Here is a 15,715-nt window from a genome sequence, read left to right as displayed (position 1 = left end):
CTGGCTCCGTATTCCGGTTGGTTGCCCTCTACCTAGTGTTCTGTCCCGAACTTGACCAGATAGCAGTTTTCGACCACTGCCGATTGTTCTAGTGTCTCGCGAAACCGCTATCCTTGGGGGGATAAGTGCCCAGATTCGACAGATATATGCTGTCGCAGCTGACCATCTTGTTCAGCTTCTTCGCGCTTGTCCTGGTGTCGATCTACTGGCTCAACCAGGCGGTCAAACTGTTTGAACAACTGATCGGCGACGGGCAATCGGCGCTTGTATTCCTTGAATTCACCGCGCTCGGCCTGCCCAATATAATCCGCCTGGTTCTACCGCTGGCCGCCTTTGCCGGGACGATCCAGGTGATGAACCGCTTGACCAACGAAAGCGAACTGGTTGTGATGCAGGCGGTCGGCTGCGGCCCCTGGCGGCTCGCGCGGCCAGTGCTGGTCTTCGGGGCGATCGTGGCGCTGATCGCCTCGGTTCTGACCCATGCCTTGGTGCCGGCCAGCCAGGCCCAGCTTTCCGAGCGAAGCAACGAGATTTCTCGCGATATCACCGCCCGGTTCATGTCAGAAGGGCAGTTCCTCCACCCCGCCCCCGGCATCACGTTTTACATCCGCGAAATTACCCCGGCGGGCGAATTGCGCGACATGTTCCTGTCGGATGCGCGGCGCGAGGACCGGCGTACCACCTACACCGCCAAGCGCGCCCTGCTCGTCGAGAGCGAGACCGGCCCCAAGCTGGTAATGTTCGACGGAATGGCGCAGGTCCTCATCCATGAGACGCGGCGTCTGTCGACTGCGGGTTTTGACGATTTCACCTATGATATTGGCGCTCTGCTGGCCGCCCGCGTACCCCAGCCACAGCGGCTCAGGGTCCAGTCCACGCTTACGCTTCTTGATCCGCCACACGCCTTGCTGCGGGCGACCGGGGCGACGCGCGCCGAAGCTCTGCAAGAGGCCCATGCCCGCTTTTCCGCACCTCTTCTCGCAGTGGCAGGGGCGTTGATCGGTTATGGGGCGCTCTTGCTGGGCGGGTTTTCACGGTTTGGCGTCGGACGGCAGATCGCGCTGGCGGTGGTGCTGTTGATCGGGGTCCACCTCGTCGACAACTCTGCGGCCGATATGGCCAGGCGCGATGCAAGCCTGTGGATGGTCAGCTACCTCGCACCGGGCCTAGGTATCGCGATGGGCGCCTTGCTGATCACGCTCTCAGGCCGGCGGCGGCGCCTGCCGGGGGAGACCCGGGCATGACCTTACACCTCTATTTCGCGCGCAAGTTCGCCCTCGTGTTTCTGGGGGTGAGCGGCGTTTTCGCGATCCTGTTCTTGCTGATCGACATGGTCGAACAGCTCCGCCGGTTCGAGATCGGCGTCATTGGGCCAGCAGAGGCGCTACACCTTTCGGCGCTCAAGGTTCCAGGCGATCTTTACGCGCTTTTGCCTCTGATCGTCCTGCTGGCGACGGTGGCGCTGTTTCTCGATCTCGCGCGCACCTCGGAACTGGTGGTCACGCGCGCCGCGGGCCGCTCGGCCCTGCGCAGCCTTGCCGCGCCTCTGGTGGCCGCGCTGGTGCTGGGCACGGTCGCGGTCGCGGTTGTCAACCCGATCGTCGCGGCGACCGCCAAGAAATATGACGTCGTGTCCAACCGCTATGCCCGCTCAGATGCCTCGGTCCTTTCGGTCAGCCCAGAGGGGCTGTGGCTAAGACAGGGAAGTGCGCGCGGACAGATGGTGATCCGCGCCGCACGCTCCAACGCGGATGGCACCGAATTCACCGATGTCACCTTCCTTGGCTTTTCCCCCGACGGCAGCCCGAGGCTGAGGATCGAGGCTGCCCGAGCCGCCCTGACAGACGAAGGCTGGGATATCCGGGATGCGAAACGCTGGGATTTTGGCCCAGGCATTCCCAACCCCGAGGCCGCGGCAGGCCTGCATGGTCGTCTTGCGCTGCCCTCTGATCTGACCCGCGAAAGGATCAGGGACAGCTTTGCCAGCCCTGCCGCGATCCCGGTCTGGGAATTGCCTGGCTTTATCGAGGGGCTACAACGCGCGGGTTTCTCGGCGCGAATGCACCAGGTCTGGTTGCACATGGAAATCGCACAACCTGCGTTGCTTGCGGCGATGGTTCTGCTGGGGGCCAGTTTCACCATGCGCCACACCCGGTTCGGGCGCACCGGGACGATGGTGATGCTGGCGCTCGGGCTGGGGCTTGGGCTGTTCTTCCTGCGCAACTTCGCGCAGGTGCTGGGAGAGATCGGACAGATCCCGGTCGTGCTGGCCGCATGGAGCCCGCCTGCCGCCGGTATCCTGATGTCGCTTGGCGTGCTGCTGCAACTGGAGGACGGTTGATGCGGCGGCTGTTGCTCATGTTGGCGGCGCTCTGCGCGCTGGCTCTGCCCGTCACCGGGCAGGAGATGCCAGAACCCGCCACACTTGTCGCAGACCGGATCAGCGTGGGCGATATGTCCACGCTCGTGGCCGAAGGCGATGTCGAGATCGTCTACAAGGGCACCCGGCTGCGCGCCGCCCGCCTGGTCTATGACCGAAACGCGGAAACGCTGTCCATCGAGGGACCGATCGCTCTGATCACCGGCAAGGACACGGTATTGCTGGCCGATAGCGCTGCGCTAACCACCGATTTGACCGAGGGAATCCTGTACTCTGCCAGGATGGTTCTACGCCAGCAGTTGCAACTCGCCGCCGCCGATATCCAGCGCGTTGCCGGCCGATACACCCTGCTGGATCGGACGGTTGCCTCGTCCTGCCGGGTCTGCGCGATGCAGGAAACTCCGCTTTGGCAGATCCGCGCCAGACGGATCATCCACGACCAGGAAGAAAGACAGCTCTATTTCGATCATGCACGCCTCGAACTTGCCGGCATGCCTGTCTTTTACCTGCCGCGCCTTCGCCTGCCCGATCCGACGCTAAAGCGGGCCACGGGGTTTCTGGTGCCCGAATTGCGCGCGACCAACCAGCTTGGCACCGGGCTCAAGATACCTTTCTTTCTCAAGCTCGGGCCGCACCGAGACCTCACGCTTACCCCATACCTGTCGACCGGAAATACCCGAACGCTGGAATTGCGCTACCGTCAGGCGCTTGCAAGCGGCGATCTTCGCGTCGAGGGCGCGATCAGTCGCGACGACCTGCTGGACGGAGAAACGCGCTATTACCTGTTTGCGGACGGCGTGTTCAACCTGCCCCGAGATTTCAAGCTGAGCTATGACATCGAGGCTAGTTCCGACTCGGCCTACCTGCTGGATTACGACTATTCCGACAAGGACCGGCTGGATAGCGCGCTATCGCTGACCCGCGCCCGGAGGGACGAGTTGATCACGGCCGATATCGTGCATTTCAAGACATTGCGCGATTCCGAAACCAACGCCACGATACCCGCGCTGGTAGGCGATCTCGTCTACCGGCGCCGCTTCGTACCGCGGGGGCTGGGGGGAATCGCGGGGCTGACACTGTCGGCGCATGGGGCCTGGCGCAGCTCGGAGGATGCGTTCGACCTGCCACTCGGCGTCCCCTTTGGCGACGGCGATCCCTATGGACAGGGGATCGATATCGGCCGCATCTCGGCCGTCGTCGATTGGGAAGGACGGCGCGTCATCGGTCCGGGGCTGGTTCTGGGCGGGCTTGCCGAACTGTCGCTTGACCATGTCAAAGTGGCCGACGATGTCCTGCTTGCAGGTGAGACCACGCGGCTGACGCCGGCCGCCGCGGTCGAGTTGCGCTGGCCCCTGGCGCGGACCGGGCGCGACGGCGCAATCCATGTGCTGGAACCGGTCGTACAATTGGCCTGGAGCCGCGAGGATGACGGCACCATCCCGAACGAGGACAGCGTGCTGGTGGAGTTCGACGACGCGAACCTGTTTTCCCTGACGCGCTTTGCCGGAGAAGACGCGCGCGAGGCGGGCCTGCGTGCCAATCTTGGTATTGGCTGGACCCGGCACGATCCCTCCGGCTGGTCTCTGGCGCTGCTCGTCGGGCGGGTCTGGCGCGAGGCGGACCTCGGCCAGTTTGCCCCCGGTTCGGGGCTTGATGGTCTTCACTCGGATTGGCTGGCCGCGGTCGAACTCGACCTTCCAGGCAACCTGATCCTCGCCAATCGCATGCTGCTGGACGGGAATGGGGTGACGCGAAACGACCTGCGCGTGGATTGGTTTTCCGACAGGCTGGAGCTTGGCTCAAGCCTTCTCTGGGCCGAGGCAAACCTGGCGGAAAATCGCCCCGAGGACCGCTCGGAATGGGTGCTGGACGCGGCCTATCGTTTTCGCGACAACTGGACCGGCAAGACCGACTGGCGCTATGATTTCGTGGCAGGCGATACCGCAAGTGCGAGCTTGGGCCTTGAATACCGCAACGAGTGCATCACGGTCGATCTTTCCCTCTCGCGCCGCTTTACCTCATCCACTACTGTGGACCCATCAACCGATTTCGGCCTGACGGTCTCGCTTGGCGGGTTCGGCGCGGGGGCTGGCACGGGCCAATATACCCGGCGCTGCACACCCTGATGCCGGGACAGAACGGAGGAAGAGCATGACGCGAGTGACGCTATGGCTGGCGGCGGCGGGCCTCGCCCTGATCACGGCCGGTCCAGGCACGGCGCAGCAGGGCGGCCTTTTCGCGCCGCGTCTTATCGTCAACGACACCATTATCACCGGTTATGAGCTGGACCAGCGGATACGGTTCATGCGCGTGCTGGGCGCGCCCGAGGAATTGGTGAACAAGTCACTCGACCTCCTTGTCGACGACCGCCTGCGCATGCAGGCAGCACGCGCGACAGGCACGATACCGGATGATGAGGCGGTGCGCGCCGGGATGGACGAGTTCGCCGCGCGCGGGAATCTGCCCACCGAAAAACTGATCGAATTGCTGGGCCAGCAGGGGATATCTCCAGAGACCTTTCGCGACTTCGTGGGCTCGGGCATTGCATGGCGGCAGGCGGTACAGGCCCGCTTTGCGCCCCGGCTGCAGATCACAGAGGCCGAGATCGACCGCGCGATCGCACAGGCCGCCCAGGGATCGGACAACGCGGGAAACCGCGCGGTTGCGGTGGAATACGCACGCTACTTCATGCCCGGAAACTCCCGCGCGGCCGCCGAAAAGCTGCGCCACGAGATCGACACCTGCGACGACCTGTTCGGCGTGGCCCTCGGCCAGCCCGAGGACAGGCTTATCCGCGAAACACGGGCCGTGGGCGAGGTGCCCGAGGCGATCGCGCGCGAGATCGCCCGCCTGGACGAGGGCGAGACCTCGCTGGGGCTCAGCACGCCCGAAACCACGGTGCTGCTCATGATGTGCGCGCGCACACCGGACCTGGGCGAGGGCGACGTGGACCGTCGGCAGGTTCGCCAGATGCTGCAAAACCAGCGCCTCGTATCCTACGCCGACAGCTATCTTGCAGAGCTGCGCGCCGCCGCGATCATCCGCGAACCATGACCGGACGTCCCATCGTGATGAGCTGTGGCGAACCCTCGGGCATCGGCCCCGAGATCGCCGTAAAGGCCTGGAAAACCCTTGGTGCGCGTCTGCCCTTTGCATGGATCGGTGATCCGCGACACCTGCCCGAGGGGACCGCACATGCCGAGATCCACGACCCCGCCGAGGCGCTGCATGTCACAGCGAGCGCGCTGCCGGTGCTGCCATTGCATTTCCCCGCCCCGGCAAGGCCGGGCCGCCCTGCCCCCGAGAACGCGGCCGGCGTGATCGAGGCCATTGCCCGCGGAGTGGACCTTGTACAATCGGGACGCGCGGGCGCGCTGTGCACCGCGCCGATCCACAAGAAGGCGCTTCAGGACGGTGCGGGCTTTTCCTATCCCGGCCATACCGAGTACCTGGCGCACCTGGCAGGCGTGGACCGGGTGGTGATGATGCTGGCCTGCGAGGCACTCCGGGTGGTGCCGGTGACGATCCATATCGCGATACGGGATGTGCCGGGCGCGCTGACCGAGCGGGCTTTGAACGAAACAATCCGCATAACCCATGCCGCGCTGATCCGAGATTTCGGCATCGCGGCGCCGCGGCTGGCCGTGGCAGGCCTGAACCCGCATGCAGGCGAAGGCGGCGCGATGGGACGCGAAGAGATCGACCTGATCGTCCCGGCGCTGGAACGGTTGCGCGCAGATGGACTGTGCATTGACGGGCCGCTTTCGGCCGACACCATGTTCCACCCGGCCGCGCGCGCGGGTTATGACGCAGCGATCTGCATGTATCACGACCAGGCGCTGATCCCGATCAAGACGCTGGATTTCGCGGGTGGCGTAAACGTGACGCTGGGCCTGCCCTTTATCCGTACCTCGCCAGATCACGGCACCGCCTTTGATATCGCGGGGACGGGACGCGCCGATCCGTCAAGTCTGATCGCCGCCCTGGAGATGGCGGCGCGTATGGCGCGGGCGCGCGCCGGATGAGTGGTCGTCGCCCCTGGCAGGACGCCGGGGGTTTGCCACCCCCGGACCCCCGGCGGGTATTTCAGCCAAGAAGAAGGACAGCCATGAGCGCGATCGACGGCCTTCCCCCCTTGCGCGCGGTGATCGCGGCGCATGAGCTGAGCGCCAAGAAGGCACTGGGGCAGAATTTCCTGCTGGACCTGAACCTGACCGCCAAGATCGCCCGGTCGGCCGGAGAACTGGCCGGCGCGGATGTGCTGGAGGTGGGGCCGGGACCGGGCGGTTTGACGCGGGGGCTTTTGGCCGAGGGCGCACGCCGGGTGCTCGCGGTGGAAAAGGATGCGCGCTGCCTGCCCGCGCTGGCCGAGATCGCGGCCGCCTATCCCGGGCGGCTGGAGGTGATCAACGCCGATGCGCTGAGACTGGACGTGACAGCCCATTTATGCCCGCCGATCAAGGTCGTTGCCAACCTGCCCTATAACGTGGGCACGGAATTGCTGGTGCGTTGGCTGACACCCGCGCATTGGCCACCTTTCTGGGAAAGCCTGACGCTGATGTTCCAGCGCGAGGTGGCCGAGAGGATCGTGGCCCTGCCCGGATCGAAGGCCTATGGACGGTTGGCGGTGCTGGCGCAATGGCGAAGCGATGCGAAGATCGTGATGCGGCTACCGCCCGAAGCATTCACGCCGCCACCCAAGGTGGCCTCGGCGGTGGTTCACCTGACCGCCCTGCCCGCCCCGCGCTACCCGGCCGATCCGGAAGTGCTGGAGCGGGTGGTTGCAGCCGCCTTCGGGCAGAGGCGCAAGATGTTGCGGGCCAGCCTGAAGGGACTTTCGCCGGAGATCGAGGGACTTCTGGAAGCTGCGGGGATCGCACCGACCGACCGGGCAGAACAGATTTCGATCGCGCAATTCTGTGCGCTGGCGCGGATGTTGGCGGGCTAGTCCCGCGGCCGCGCTATTCAGCGGCCGGGGTTTCGGCCTCTGTCGGCTGGTCCTCGGCACGAACGCTTTCCCTGGCCGGTCTTGCCGGGCTGCGCGGCTTGCGCGGGCGGCGGGCCTTGGGGGCGGGTTTTTCCTCGGGCGTGTCGACGAGCGTGCTGTCTTCTTCGCCTTCGGCGAACTCGATCACCTCTGCGCCCTCGGCCATGTCCTGGACGGCGGGGGCGGTGTCGGGATCGTCGGCACGCCGGGTTTCAGGGGCGGGCTGATCGTCCTCGGGGCCGTTTTCGCGCGCGCGGCCACGTTCGCGGCCCTGCTGGGCCTCTTGCTGTTCGCGGCGCGCTTCCTGCTCGCGCAGGGCCTCGCCGAGAAGGCGCAGGTAATGCTCGGCATGCTGCTGGAAGTTCTCGGCAGCGACCCGGTCGTTGGACAATTGCGCATCTCGGGCAAGCTGGTTGTACTTGTCGATGATCTGTTGCGGGGTGCCGCGCACCTTGCCCTCCGGGCCGGAGCTGTCGAAGACGCGGTTGACGATATTGCCCATCGACCGCGAACGGTTCGACTTGGAGCGCGAACGTGACTTGGATGATCTCATGTTCAGTCTGGTTTCCAGCCTTGTCTTGACGTTGTCCGACAGGAGCCGCGGCGCGCGCGGGCGGAAAAGGTGCCCTGTCCGGTGTTCAAGTGCCGACTTGTGTCTGGCTTTTGTTGCGCTGCGGGCCACCCCGGCCCCTCCAAGCGCGCTTCTGACTAAGCATGGCCGCCCGACGCTGACAAGTGTAAAATACGCCACCTGCGGCCATTTGCCGAGCCGTACGGCGAAGCCGTCGCATTTCTGCTACTCTCCTGGCCGCGGCATGGCGGCCTCGACCACGCGGTCCCTGCCATCGAGGTCGGGGTGGACGGCCCGGATTTCAAGCCCGGCCGCCACAAAGATCGCACCGACCCCCGCGGCCTGGCCCGCACCGATTTCGACCAGCAGCCGACCGGCCGGCGCAAGATGATGGCCGACACCCCCGGCGATGGCGCGATAGGCGTTCAGCCCGTCCGCCTCGTCGGTCAGCGCGCCGCGCGGTTCATGCAAGAGGTCGGGGGCAAGGCCCTGCATTTCGTCACGCGCGATATAAGGCGGATTGGATACGATCAGGTCGAACCGCCCGGTGATGCCCGCGAACCAGTCCGCCCGATGAAAATCCGCCCTCCCGACCTCCAGCCGCGCCGCGTTGTCTCGCGCAACCGCCAGCGCAGCCTCGGAGATGTCGACGCCGAGGCCGGTGGCGCCGGGCCGTTCGGCCAGCAGCGTCAGCAGGATGCACCCCGATCCAGTGCCCAGGTCGAGAACCGTCTCGAACGGCGCGCTCAGGGCCGCCGCGATCAGGGTTTCGGTTTCCGGGCGCGGGTCGAGAACATCGCGCGTCACGCCGAAATCCCGCCCATAAAAGGCGCGGGAGCCAATGATATGGGACACGGGTTCGCGCGCGGCCCGGCGCAGGGTCGCGGCCGCGAACCGGTTCGCCGCCCCCTCCTCCAGCGGATCGGGCAGAACCAGCGTCAGTCGGCCAGGGTCGATAGCCAGGGCATGGGCCAAAAGGCGGCGCGCGTCGCGCGGCGCATCGGGAACACCCGCGGCCCGAAGACGGGCGACCGCGCGGGCCAGCGCCTGTGACCCGGTCATGCCTCCATCTCGGCCAGCATGGTGGCCTGGTCGTCGGCGATCAGGGCGTCGATCACCTCGTCGAGATCGCCCGCCATCACCTGGTCGAGCTTGTAAAGCGTCAGGTTGATACGGTGATCGGTCATCCGGCCCTGGGGAAAGTTGTATGTGCGGATGCGCTCGGAGCGGTCGCCTGAGCCGACCTGCGACTTGCGGGTTGCAGCACGCTCGGCGGCGGCCTTCTGGCGTTCCATGTCGTAGAGTCGCGCGCGCAGGACCGACATCGCGATGGCGCGATTCTGATGCTGAGATTTCTCGGAACTGGTCACCACGATGCCGGTGGGCAGGTGGGTGATACGCACCGCGGAATCGGTGGTGTTGACGTGCTGTCCGCCTGCCCCGCTGGCGCGCATCGTGTCGATGCGGATGTCGGCGGCGGGGATATCGATATCGACATCCTCGGCCTCGGGCAACACGGCGACGGTCGCCGCCGAGGTGTGGATACGCCCGCCGGATTCGGTTTCGGGAACCCGTTGAACACGATGAACGCCCGATTCGTATTTCAGCCGGGCAAAGACGCCCTCGCCCTGCACGTTGGCGACCACTTCCTTGATGCCGCCAAGCTCGGTCTGGGTTTCCTCAAGGATGGTGAATTTCCAGCCGCGCGCCTCGGCATAACGCTGATACATGCGCAACAGGTCACCCGCGAACAGCGCCGCCTCTTCGCCACCGGTGCCGGGCCGGATTTCCACCATCGCCGGTCGCGCATCTGCCGCGTCCCTTGGCAAAAGCGCCACGCGCAAAGCCTGCTCCATCATGGGCAGGCTGGCCTTGAGCTTAGGCAATTCCTCTTCTGCAAGGGCGCGCATCTCGGGGTCGGACAACATGGCCTCGGCCTCGGCGATGTCTTCCAGCAGGCCGCGATAGGCGGCGATTTGTTCTGCGACCGGTTTGAGTTCGGCATATTCGCGGCCGAGACGCGCGAAATCGCCCCCCGCAGTCCCCTGAGCGAGGCGTGCCTCGAGGTATTCGAAGCGTTGGGTGATCTGATCGAGTTTCTCAAGGGGAACCATGGCGCTTCCTCGCCCGAAGGCGCGGCGTGGTCAAGGGGCCAGGCGGACATCCAGCGCCGCCTGCCAGCGCGCGAGGCGCCTTGCATTAACCCCCAGATCCGACCGGCCAAAGCGGGCGCGGGAAAAAGCGGCATAGCTGGCCCCGCCATTGGTGGCAAAGACCTTGACCGAGATGTAATCGGGAAAGCCCCAGAGGGCGGAACGCTGGACATAGGTCGCCCAAAGCGCATCTGCCTCGCCAGCGATGCGCCGCGTGCGCATCTCAGCCAGCGCCACCTCGTCCAGCGCCTCGGCCAGCGCCTGCGGCGTCACCGGATAGACAGGGGCCGCCGCATCCCCCCCTTGCGGACGGATCAGCGCCGCGTTGGGGCTGCCGGGCTTGACCGCTGTCAGCGGGTCGACATGCCAGGTCGTCGGATCATCGGCCACCCGCCGAAAATAGAGCGCGCCCGACAGGCTGACCAGCGCCGCGATGAGCACGAGAATGCCCAGAATCCAGACGATTTTCATTGCTTTTCTCCATTTACAGGCCGACGCGTCCAGCCCCAGAGGCAGATCAGCTCAACCGCCACATGCGCCCCGGCAATCGCGGTGATCGCGGATGTGTCATAGGGCGGAGATACCTCGACGATATCGCCGCCCACGATGTCCAGCCCCGCCAGAGCGCGCAATATCGCCGCCACCTGCCAGCTTGCCAGTCCGCCCCAGACCGGCGTGCCGGTGCCTGGTGCAAAAGCGGGGTCCAGCGCGTCGATGTCAAAGCTGAGGTAAACCGGGGCATCGCCGATGATTGTCTTGATGCGCGCTGCACAGGCGGCAGGCCCGTTTTCATGGACGAATGGCGCATCGAGGATGGCGATCCCCATCGGGTCGGGATTGTCGGTGCGGATCCCCACCTGGACCGAGCGCGCCGGGTCGATCAAACCCTCGCGCACCGCCTTGCCGAACATCGTCCCATGATCGATGCGGGCCGGGTCGTCATCGGCCCAGGTATCGGTATGGGCATCGAACTGGACCAGGGCGAGCGGCCCGTGCCTGGCCGCATGGGCCCGCAGGATCGGCAAGGAAATCGAATGATCACCCCCAAGCGCGATACACCCCGCGCCCGTCGACAGAATGCCGGCGATATGGGCCTGCAACGTGGCCGGGAAATCGGCCACCGCAGCGTAATCGAAGGCCAGATCGCCGTAATCGACGATGTCGAAGACCTCGAACGGATTGTAGTCCCAGCCATAGGGCGCATCGAAAGCCTGCAAACTGCTGGCCTCGCGGATCGCGCGAGGCCCCAGCCGCGCGCCGGGGCGGTTGGTCACCGCCTGGTCGAAGGGAATACCGGTCACGGCCAGGTCGACGCCAAGCAAGTCCTTGCTCAGGCTGCGGCGCATAAACGAGGTCACCCCGCCAAAGGCATTTTCGTAGGCCATGCCGCGCCGTCCCTTGCGGGTGATCGCGGTGTCGACCTGGCTTTTTGCATCTTCCAGTGCCATTCAACCCTCCGTTTGATCCGCACGATACCCGTCGCACAGGCAAAGGCCAGCCCCGCCTTTACATCGGCCTGCCTATTTGCCCAAGTCCGGGCAATCACGAAACGGAGGCCCACGATGACACCAGAAGAATCCGATGCCCTGGTCCACGATCCGCAAGGCGGACTGCCGCGCCTGCTGGAAATCATGCGCCGTCTGCGCGACCCGCAAACAGGGTGTCCCTGGGACATAGAACAGGATTTCGCCTCGATTGCGCCCTACACGATCGAAGAGGCCTACGAGGTCGCCGACGCGATCGAACGAGAGGCCTGGGACGAGCTGGAGGGCGAGTTGGGCGATTTGCTGTTGCAGACTGTCTATCACGCCCAGATGGGTGAAGAGGCGGGCCTGTTCAGCTTTCACACCGTCGCCACCGCAATTGCCGACAAGATGGTCGCTCGCCATCCCCATGTCTTTGGCGATGAAAGCCGCGACAAGTCCGCCGCCCAGCAGACTCGCGATTGGGAAACGATCAAGGCACACGAACGCGCGGCAAGAAAGGCGCGGGGCGTGCTGGAGGATGTCGCGCTCGCCCTGCCCGCGCTGACGCGTGCGGTAAAGCTGCAAAAGCGCGCGGCGCGCGTGGGCTTCGACTGGCCCGAGGTGGCACAGGTCGTTGACAAGATCGCCGAAGAGGCGCGCGAATTGGCCGAGGCGCGCGATAGCTTGACACGGGCCGAGATGGTCGAGGAATTCGGCGACATGCTGTTTGCGGTGGCCAACCTCGCCCGGCATCTAGACATAGAACCCGAGGACGCCCTGCGCGCAACCAATGCCAAGTTCACCCGCCGGTTCCGCGTGATCGAGGCAAAGCTTGCCACACTCGGCAAGCGGCCCGAGGATTCGAACCTCGCCGAGATGGACGCCTTGTGGAACGAGGCGAAGGCCGAGGAAAAAGCCGGCAAGATACCCTGAGGGCTGGTCCTGCCACGCGAGGACGATGACGGCGGGGCGCATCCGACCCAGGCCCGCCCCTTTGCCAGCTTGCCGTGTCTTTGCTCTGCCCCTACTGTTTGACCACGGTTTTCCGTGGGGGATGCGCGTGCCGTTACGTTTTACCTACAGGTTTCTCCTGCTCGTCATGCTGGGGCTGACGGCGGCCTGCACGCCCCTGCAACCTGGCGTCTCCGCCATGGACGAACCGCCCTCGCGCGCGCTGTCCGAGTTCGAACAGCTTATGAAACGGCTCGGTTCGCCGCTGGTCCTGCCTTCCGGCAAGGCTATCCTTGTCAACGTCCCCGCCTATGAACTGGTCGCCTTCGAGGACGGGGTACCCGTGATGCGCAGCCGGATCATCGTTGGCTCGCCCCGCAACCCGACTCCGCTTGTCGATACTCATGTCAGCCGGGTGACGTTTCGGCCGACATGGCGTCCGACACCTGACATGATCGAATTCGAGAATTACGAGGACAAGGTCTGGCCGCCCGGGCGCAACAACCCGCTTGGCCTGGCCGCGGTGCGACTGGACCCCGGAATGCTGGTCTACCTGCACGATACCAACCAGCGCGGCCTTTTTGCACGCGACGGACGGGCGTTGTCGCATGGCTGTATCCGGGTGCAGCGCTGGGACGAGCTGATCGCCTGGATCGTTGAGCGTGATCTGGACTGGGTGCGCGCGATGGCCGAAACGCCGCCCTCCAAGGAGGTTCAGGCGCCCGCGATCCCGGTGTTGATCCGCTACTTGCGGGTTTTTCCCGCCGCGGATGGCACTGTCTACAAGCACCATGACATTTACGGGCTCGAACCAGAGCCGGACCAGGCTCGCACCTCGAGCCGCGGACTCTAGGCAGGAACAGGTACCGGCGCACAGCCGCCACGACGATCCCCGGCAGATCATGTGTTACATGCTGGCCACGCAAACTACCGCCCGCAGTTTCGCGTGAGGCGTGGGTCGAGGCAAAATCATTCCGACTGAAACAATCATGTATTGACCTGACTATTTTTGTCGGCTTTCTTGTGTTCGGAAATGCAAACTTCAAGAACAGGAATCAACGATGAGCCCTCGTACGACGCTTCTTGCCTGCCTTGCAGCCGCGACACTCGCTCCAGCGGCCCGGGCCGATGTGAACATCTACTCCTATCGCCAGCCCGAACTGATCAATCCTGTGCTCGAGGCCTTCACCGAGGCGACCGGCATCAAGACCAACGTCGCCTTTCTCAGCAAGGGCATGGTCGAACGGCTGCAAGCCGAGGGTACGCGCAGCCCCGCCGACATCATACTCACAACCGATATCTCGCGCCTTGCAGAGGCGGTAGCGGCCGGCGTCACCCAACCCGTCGAAAGCAAGGTGCTGAACGAAAACATCCCCGCCGCCTTTCGTGACCCTGGCCTGAACTGGTTCGGCGTGACGACCCGCGCACGGATCGTCTATGCGTCTCGCGACCGGGTGGACCCCGCAGAGGTGACGACCTACGAGGACCTGGCCGATCCGAAATGGAAGGGCCGCATCTGCACCCGCTCGGGGACGCATAGCTATACGTTGGCGCTGGTGGCCGCGATGCTGCACCACCATGGCGAGGACCAGACCCGCAGCTGGCTGGAAGGGGTGAAGGCGAACCTTGCACGCAAGCCACAAGGCAATGACCGGGCGCAGGTCAAGGCAATATGGGCCGGCGAATGCGATATCAGCCTGGGCAATACCTATTACATGGGCCAGATGCTGGCCGATGAGGAACAAAAGGCCTGGGCCGAAAGCATCAACGTCCTGTTCCCGAGTTTCGAGGGTGGCGGCACCCATGTGAACGTCTCGGGTGTGGCCATGACCAGCGCCGCGCCAAACCGCGAGGATGCGCTGGCCTTCATGGAGTTCCTCGCCTCGCAACAGGCCCAGGAGATCTATGCCTCCGAGGTCTTTGAATACCCCGTCGCGCCGGGCACCACCCCTTCGGACCTGGTGGCAAGCTGGGGCAGTTTTGTACCCGACGACGTCAACCTCATGGACCTGGCTGGACGACGCGGCGATGCGTTGCGGTTGGTCGAAGAGGTCGATTTCGACGGCTGACCCGACACGGGCACGGAACGCGGGCGCCAGGGCACCCGCGTTTTCACCTCTCTCGGCAGTCTTTCCGCACGGCTTGCCGGCGCCGGCATCCTCGTGCCGCGCCGGGACCATGTTGCCCAACGCGACCAAGAAGATGCGCTCCCCGTCCTGTCAGCGCGGCAGGAACGCGCCCTGTTTCTCCACGATATAACCATGGATGCGCCGGGCCGCCGGGCTGAGCGGTGTGTCGCTGCGGTGGACAAGGAACCATTGGCGCACCAGGGGCAGCATGTCGGCCTCAAGTTCCGCCAACCTGCCAAGGTGCAGCTCGTCGGTCACCGTGTGGCGCGAAATAAAGGCGACACCCAGCCCCGCCATCACCGCCTGCTTGATCGTTTCGTTGGTTTCCAGTTCGACGATCCGCGCCGGGCGACCGCGTGCCAGCCGCTCGACAAACCGCTCCATCAGGATGCGCGTACCCGATCCTTCCTCGCGGGCAAGAAAGGTCTGCGCCAGGATCGCCTCGGGCGTGACCCGCCCCTGCCCGGCAAGCGGGTGACCGGGCGGCGCGATCAGAACATGGGGATGGGGGCCCAGAACGGTGGCTTGCACCTCGGGTGCGCGCGGCGGACGGCCCATGATCGCAAGATCGACACTGGAAGTCTGCAAGGCGTTGACGATGGCATCGCGATTACCCACCCGCAGGATCACGTCGACCGTGGGATAGACGCGCTGTAACTCGGCCACGAGATGCGGGGCGAAGTATTTACCGGTCGACACGACACCAAGGGTCACCATCCCCTCCTTGCCCTCGTTGATCGCCCGAACATGATCGGCACAAGCGATCAGGGCTGTCTCGACGGCGCGCGCGCCCACCAGCACCGCCTCGCCCTGGCTCGTCAGCCTCGTGCCGCCCTGGGCACCGCGTTCGATCAGGCGGGCGTTGAAATTGGTCTCAAGCTGACGCAGTTGGGAATGCACCGCGGGCGGGGTGAGACGGATTGCCTCAGCCGCGGCGGTGATCGAGCCATGTTCGGCCACCGCCTGCAAGGCCCTGAGTTGCTTGAAAGTTACGGCTTCGGGACGGGGCATGGCACGCGTATTAAATTTTTCTTACGTCATCTTCGGGGTTTTTAAATTCTCTACATTCGTCGTTTTC

The 15,715-nt window shown here is 64.9% G+C and carries 15 protein-coding genes; 9 read left to right on the top strand and 6 right to left on the bottom strand.

Going from position 1 to position 15,715, the window contains the following annotated elements; genetic code table 11:
* Nucleotides 1-125 precede the first annotated feature (125 nt).
* The 6 genes from lptF to rsmA all read left to right on the top strand — a co-directional run bounded on the left by lptF (nucleotide 126) and on the right by rsmA (nucleotide 7,328).
* Nucleotides 126-1,244, top strand: coding sequence for an LPS export ABC transporter permease LptF (lptF, locus tag EV663_RS02575; RefSeq protein ID WP_132950185.1), 1,119 nt, complete (start codon nucleotides 126-128; stop codon nucleotides 1,242-1,244).
* The gene (gene lptG / locus EV663_RS02570; RefSeq protein WP_132950184.1) at nucleotides 1,241-2,341 is read left to right on the top strand and encodes an LPS export ABC transporter permease LptG; all 1,101 of its coding nucleotides are present in this window, start codon (nucleotides 1,241-1,243) and stop codon (nucleotides 2,339-2,341) included. The genes lptF and lptG overlap by 4 nt, the downstream gene beginning before the upstream one ends.
* Nucleotides 2,341-4,506: an LPS-assembly protein LptD gene (locus EV663_RS02565; protein ID WP_132950183.1), complete on the top strand. Its 2,166-nt coding sequence runs from the start codon at nucleotides 2,341-2,343 to the stop codon at nucleotides 4,504-4,506. The genes lptG and EV663_RS02565 overlap by 1 nt, the downstream gene beginning before the upstream one ends.
* A gap of 25 nt (nucleotides 4,507-4,531) precedes the next feature.
* Nucleotides 4,532-5,434, top strand: coding sequence for a SurA N-terminal domain-containing protein (locus EV663_RS02560; protein ID WP_132950182.1), 903 nt, complete (start codon nucleotides 4,532-4,534; stop codon nucleotides 5,432-5,434).
* Nucleotides 5,431-6,405, top strand: a complete 975-nt coding sequence (gene pdxA / locus EV663_RS02555) for a 4-hydroxythreonine-4-phosphate dehydrogenase PdxA (RefSeq protein WP_132950181.1) — start codon at nucleotides 5,431-5,433, stop codon at nucleotides 6,403-6,405. Before EV663_RS02560 ends, pdxA begins: the two co-directional genes overlap by 4 nt.
* Before the next feature lie 83 nt (nucleotides 6,406-6,488).
* The gene (gene rsmA, locus EV663_RS02550) at nucleotides 6,489-7,328 is read left to right on the top strand and encodes a 16S rRNA (adenine(1518)-N(6)/adenine(1519)-N(6))-dimethyltransferase RsmA (RefSeq protein WP_132950180.1); all 840 of its coding nucleotides are present in this window, start codon (nucleotides 6,489-6,491) and stop codon (nucleotides 7,326-7,328) included.
* A 13-nt stretch (nucleotides 7,329-7,341) separates the two neighbouring features.
* On the opposite strand, the gene EV663_RS02545 is transcribed toward rsmA, so the two are convergent.
* The 5 genes from EV663_RS02545 to speB form a co-directional block, all read right to left on the bottom strand.
* A complete protein-coding gene (locus EV663_RS02545) occupies nucleotides 7,342-7,920 on the bottom strand; it encodes a DUF4167 domain-containing protein (protein WP_132950179.1) in 579 nt (192 codons plus the stop codon).
* 243 nt (nucleotides 7,921-8,163) lie between these two features.
* A complete protein-coding gene (gene prmC / locus EV663_RS02540) occupies nucleotides 8,164-9,000 on the bottom strand; it encodes a peptide chain release factor N(5)-glutamine methyltransferase (RefSeq protein ID WP_132950178.1) in 837 nt (278 codons plus the stop codon).
* On the bottom strand, nucleotides 8,997-10,052 hold the full coding sequence (gene prfA / locus EV663_RS02535; RefSeq protein WP_132950177.1) for a peptide chain release factor 1: 1,056 nt from the start codon (nucleotides 10,050-10,052) through the stop codon (nucleotides 8,997-8,999). The genes prmC and prfA overlap by 4 nt, the downstream gene beginning before the upstream one ends.
* Nucleotides 10,053-10,082: 30 nt before the next feature.
* A complete protein-coding gene (locus EV663_RS02530) occupies nucleotides 10,083-10,562 on the bottom strand; it encodes a DUF1499 domain-containing protein (protein WP_132950176.1) in 480 nt (159 codons plus the stop codon).
* Nucleotides 10,559-11,539 (bottom strand): agmatinase, encoded by a 981-nt coding sequence (speB, locus tag EV663_RS02525; protein ID WP_132950175.1) that lies wholly within the window; start codon nucleotides 11,537-11,539, stop codon nucleotides 10,559-10,561. Before speB ends, EV663_RS02530 begins: the two co-directional genes overlap by 4 nt.
* A 114-nt stretch (nucleotides 11,540-11,653) precedes the next feature.
* Here speB and mazG point away from each other — a divergent pair, with 114 nt between their 5' ends.
* The 3 genes from mazG (at nucleotide 11,654) to EV663_RS02510 (ending at nucleotide 14,577) form a co-directional block, all read left to right on the top strand.
* On the top strand, nucleotides 11,654-12,490 hold the full coding sequence (gene mazG / locus EV663_RS02520) for a nucleoside triphosphate pyrophosphohydrolase (RefSeq protein WP_132950174.1): 837 nt from the start codon (nucleotides 11,654-11,656) through the stop codon (nucleotides 12,488-12,490).
* A 127-nt stretch (nucleotides 12,491-12,617) separates the two neighbouring features.
* Nucleotides 12,618-13,361 carry a L,D-transpeptidase family protein gene (locus tag EV663_RS02515; RefSeq protein WP_165910110.1) on the top strand — a complete coding sequence of 248 codons (744 nt, stop codon included), beginning with the start codon at nucleotides 12,618-12,620 and terminating at the stop codon, nucleotides 13,359-13,361.
* 208 nt (nucleotides 13,362-13,569) lie between these two features.
* Nucleotides 13,570-14,577 (top strand): Fe(3+) ABC transporter substrate-binding protein, encoded by a 1,008-nt coding sequence (locus tag EV663_RS02510; RefSeq protein WP_132950172.1) that lies wholly within the window; start codon nucleotides 13,570-13,572, stop codon nucleotides 14,575-14,577.
* A 150-nt stretch (nucleotides 14,578-14,727) separates the two neighbouring features.
* On the opposite strand, the gene cbbR is transcribed toward EV663_RS02510, so the two are convergent.
* Nucleotides 14,728-15,648: a LysR family regulator CbbR gene (cbbR, locus tag EV663_RS02505; RefSeq protein ID WP_132950171.1), complete on the bottom strand. Its 921-nt coding sequence runs from the start codon at nucleotides 15,646-15,648 to the stop codon at nucleotides 14,728-14,730.
* Nucleotides 15,649-15,715 lie beyond the last annotated feature (67 nt).

Origin of the sequence: Rhodovulum bhavnagarense (assembly GCF_004343505.1) — a bacterium.
GTDB lineage: Bacteria > Pseudomonadota > Alphaproteobacteria > Rhodobacterales > Rhodobacteraceae > Rhodovulum > Rhodovulum bhavnagarense.
Note: the sequence above shows the minus strand (reverse complement) of the source record. Positions and strands in the feature narration are given on the sequence as shown.

Excerpts from the sequence above, each read along its gene's own strand:
- speB (WP_132950175.1), bottom strand. The coding sequence starts at position 11,539 with ATGGCACTGGAAGATGCAAAAAGCCAGGTCGACACCGCGATCACCCGC.
- EV663_RS02530 (WP_132950176.1), bottom strand. The coding sequence starts at position 10,562 with ATGAAAATCGTCTGGATTCTGGGCATTCTCGTGCTCATCGCGGCGCTG.
- EV663_RS02560 (WP_132950182.1), top strand. The coding sequence starts at position 4,532 with ATGACGCGAGTGACGCTATGGCTGGCGGCGGCGGGCCTCGCCCTGATC.
- lptG (WP_132950184.1), top strand. The coding sequence starts at position 1,241 with ATGACCTTACACCTCTATTTCGCGCGCAAGTTCGCCCTCGTGTTTCTG.
- EV663_RS02565 (WP_132950183.1), top strand. The coding sequence starts at position 2,341 with ATGCGGCGGCTGTTGCTCATGTTGGCGGCGCTCTGCGCGCTGGCTCTG.
- pdxA (WP_132950181.1), top strand. The coding sequence starts at position 5,431 with ATGACCGGACGTCCCATCGTGATGAGCTGTGGCGAACCCTCGGGCATC.
- prfA (WP_132950177.1), bottom strand. The coding sequence starts at position 10,052 with ATGGTTCCCCTTGAGAAACTCGATCAGATCACCCAACGCTTCGAATAC.
- EV663_RS02510 (WP_132950172.1), top strand. The coding sequence starts at position 13,570 with ATGAGCCCTCGTACGACGCTTCTTGCCTGCCTTGCAGCCGCGACACTC.
- cbbR (WP_132950171.1), bottom strand. The coding sequence starts at position 15,648 with ATGCCCCGTCCCGAAGCCGTAACTTTCAAGCAACTCAGGGCCTTGCAG.
- prmC (WP_132950178.1), bottom strand. The coding sequence starts at position 9,000 with ATGACCGGGTCACAGGCGCTGGCCCGCGCGGTCGCCCGTCTTCGGGCC.
- rsmA (WP_132950180.1), top strand. The coding sequence starts at position 6,489 with ATGAGCGCGATCGACGGCCTTCCCCCCTTGCGCGCGGTGATCGCGGCG.
- EV663_RS02545 (WP_132950179.1), bottom strand. The coding sequence starts at position 7,920 with ATGAGATCATCCAAGTCACGTTCGCGCTCCAAGTCGAACCGTTCGCGG.
- mazG (WP_132950174.1), top strand. The coding sequence starts at position 11,654 with ATGACACCAGAAGAATCCGATGCCCTGGTCCACGATCCGCAAGGCGGA.